This window comes from Micromonospora foliorum (genome assembly GCF_022229015.1).
GTDB classification, from domain to species: domain Bacteria; phylum Actinomycetota; class Actinomycetes; order Mycobacteriales; family Micromonosporaceae; genus Micromonospora; species Micromonospora foliorum.
Genome location: NZ_JAKKFF010000327.1, coordinates 1 through 3,025, shown reverse-complemented (window position 1 = coordinate 3,025; position 3,025 = coordinate 1). Strand labels below are relative to the sequence as shown.

Sequence of the window (3,025 nt, the reverse complement as noted above, 5' to 3'; positions counted from 1 at the left end):
GGGTCGTACTCGTCGTGGATCTCACCGACCAACTCCTCGATGAGGTCCTCCAGGGTGACGATCCCGGCCGTGCCGCCGTACTCGTCGACCACCACCGCGAGGTGCTGGCCCTCCCGGCGCATCTCGGTCAGCGCGGCGAGCACCCGTTTGCTGCCGGGGAGGCGCTTCACCTCCCGGGCCAACTCGCCGACGGTGAGGCACGGGTCGGCGTCCGGGCGCAGCAGTACGTCACGGAGGTGCACGAAGCCGACCACGTCATCGTGGGTGCCGTCGGTGACCGGGTAGCGGGTGTGCGTTTCGGCGCGGACCAGTCGGGCGGCTTCGACGATGGTCAGCCGCGCCGGGAGGAAGACCACCTCGGTGCGCGGCATCATCACCTCGCGGATCAGACTGGCACCGGCCACCAGGACCTCGTCGATGATCCGCCGTTCGTCCGGGTCGAGCACCGTGTTCGCCGCGACCAGGTCCCGCAGATCGGCCTCGGAGATGCGCTCGCGGCCGGCCGCCGGACCGGTCCCGAGCAGGTCGGTGACGAGTCGGGTGGCGCCGTCCGCGGCGCGGACCAGCACCCGGGCCACAGCCCGGGCGAGCGGACCAGGGTCGCGGCGGGGGTGCACCCGCGCGCGTCGCCGGAGCCCGGGACGGGCCACTTCCCGCATGACAGAGATGGTAGACACCGTGGGCCCACCACACCGGGGATCACGGGGAGCGACCCAGAGATGTTTGGCTCTGTTTAATCATGAGAGATTATGATGGAATGGGGTTGACGGTGGTATCGGCGAGGGTGCCGGCCACCGCCCTAGTGTGATCACCGAAGGGCCACGTCCCGGGCGGGCCAGGCAGGAGGCAACGACGTGAAACTGCTCGTCACCGGGGGCGCCGGCTTCATCGGGAGCGTGGTGACCCGGATGCTGCTCGACGCGGGTCACCAGGTGGTCATCCTGGACGACCTACGCACCGGCCACCGCGAGGCCCTCGCCCCGGAGGCCACCCACGTCGAGGCGTCCATCCACGACGCCGCCCGCGTCATCACCGCCGACGCCGGGTTCGACGGGGTGCTGCACTTCGCCGCCCTGATCGCTGCCGGCGAGTCGATGGTCAAGCCGGAGCTGTACTGGCAGACCAACACCGTCGGCACGCTCGCCCTGATCGACGCGGTCCGGGCAGCCGGGGTGCCCCGGATGGTCTTCTCCTCCACCGCCGCCGTCTACGGCAACCCCACCGAGCTGCCGATCACCGAAAACGCGGTCAAGGCACCCACCAACACGTACGGCGCCACCAAACTCGCCGTCGACATGGCACTCACCTCCGAGGCGATCGGGCACGGGCTGGCCGCCGTGTCGCTGCGCTACTTCAACGTGGCCGGCGCCCACCTCGACGGCGACATCACCCTCGGCGAGCGGCACGACCCGGAGACGCACCTGATCCCGATCGCGCTGGACGTCGCCGCCGGCCGGCGGGAAAAGCTCCAGCTCTTCGGGGACGACTACCCCACCGTGGACGGCACCTGCGTCCGGGACTACATCCATGTCGCCGACCTGGCCCGCGCGCATCTGCTGGCGTTGGACGTGGCCACCAGCGGCCAGCACCGGATCTACAACCTGGGCAACGGCAACGGCTTCACCAACCGCCAGGTCGTCGACGTGGTCCGCGAGGTCACCGGGCGCCAACTGCCCGTCGAGGTCGCCCCGCGCCGCGAGGGCGACCCGGCCGAGTTGGTCGCGTCGTCCGCGCTGGCCCGTAACGAGCTGGGCTGGGTGCCGCAGAAGCCGACCCTGCACGACATGGTCGGGGATGCCTGGGCGTTCTACCGCACGCACATCCTGGAGCAGTCGTGACCCACCCGAGCCGTGACGTCGCCGAGCGGGCTGCGGCCGGCTTCTCCGCGCAGTTCGGCGGCCAGGCTGCCGGCCGCTGGGCGGCCCCGGGCCGGGTCAACCTGATCGGCGAGCACACCGACTACAACGAAGGCTTCGTGCTGCCGTTCGCGCTGCCGATGCGCACCGTCGTCGCGGCCGACCGGCAGGACGGGGAGCAGTGGACGGTCTGGTCCGAGCTGCCCGACGAGGCGATCACCTTCGGCGCGGACGACGTCGCCGAGCCGGGTCGGGTCACCGGCTGGGGCGCGTACGTCGCGGGTGTGGTCTGGGCGCTGCGCGAGGCGGGCCATCCGGTGCCGGGTGCCCGGCTGGCGATCGCCTCCGACGTGCCGCTGGGTTCCGGGCTCTCCTCCTCGGCCGCACTGGAGTCAGCCGTGCTGGCTGCCCTGCTCGACCTCGGCGGGCTGGAGCTTGCCCCGGCACTGCAGCCCCGGCTGGCGCAGCGGGCAGAGAACGTCTACGTGGGCGCGCCGACCGGCATCATGGACCAGTCCGCGGCGATCCGTTGCCGCGCTGGGCACGCCCTCTTCCTCGACTGTCGCGACGAGTCGGTCGAGCAGATCCCGTTCGACCTGGACGCCGCCGGCCTGGCTGTGCTGGTCATCGACAGCCGGGCACCGCACCGCCACGCCGACGGGGAGTACGCGGCCCGCCGTCGCTCCTGCGAGGCCGGAGCCAGGGCGCTCGGCGTCGCCGCCCTGCGGGACGTGGGCATCGACCAACTCGACGGCGCGTTCGCCCAGCTCGACGACGAGGAGACCCGGCGGCGGGTGCGGCACGTGGTGACCGAGGACCAACGCGTACTGGACACGGTGGCGCTGCTCCGCGCCGCCCGGGTCCGCGACATCGGTCCGCTGCTGACGGCCTCCCACGTCTCGATGCGCGACGACTTCGAGATCACCGTGCCGGAGATCGACACCGCGGTCGAGGCGGCGTTGACGGCCGGTGCGCTGGGCGCTCGGATGACCGGCGGCGGCTTCGGCGGATGCGTGCTCGCGCTGATCGAGGCCGACCGCGCCGATGCGGTAGCCGCCGCCGTAACCGACGCGTACGCCGACCGAGGCTTCACCGCCCCCGGCACCGTGACCGTCCTCCCCTCCCCCGGCGCCACCCGCCTGCCCTAACCCCCCCACCCCACCCCACCC

At 72.2% G+C, this 3,025-nt stretch carries 3 protein-coding genes; 2 read left to right on the top strand and 1 reads right to left on the bottom strand.

Annotated features, from left to right (window positions below):
* Positions 1–659 (bottom strand): CBS domain-containing protein (locus PSH25_RS22715; protein WP_238660988.1); only part of this gene is annotated, 659 nt, incomplete at its 3' end.
* A 249-nt stretch (positions 660–908) separates the two neighbouring features.
* Here PSH25_RS22715 and galE point away from each other — a divergent pair.
* On the top strand, positions 909–1,838 hold the full coding sequence (gene galE, locus PSH25_RS22710; protein ID WP_238660989.1) for a UDP-glucose 4-epimerase GalE: 930 nt from the start codon (positions 909–911) through the stop codon (positions 1,836–1,838).
* Positions 1,835–3,004: a galactokinase gene (gene galK / locus PSH25_RS22705; protein ID WP_238660987.1), complete on the top strand. Its 1,170-nt coding sequence runs from the start codon at positions 1,835–1,837 to the stop codon at positions 3,002–3,004. The genes galE and galK overlap by 4 nt, the downstream gene beginning before the upstream one ends.
* Positions 3,005–3,025: the final 21 nt, after the last annotated feature.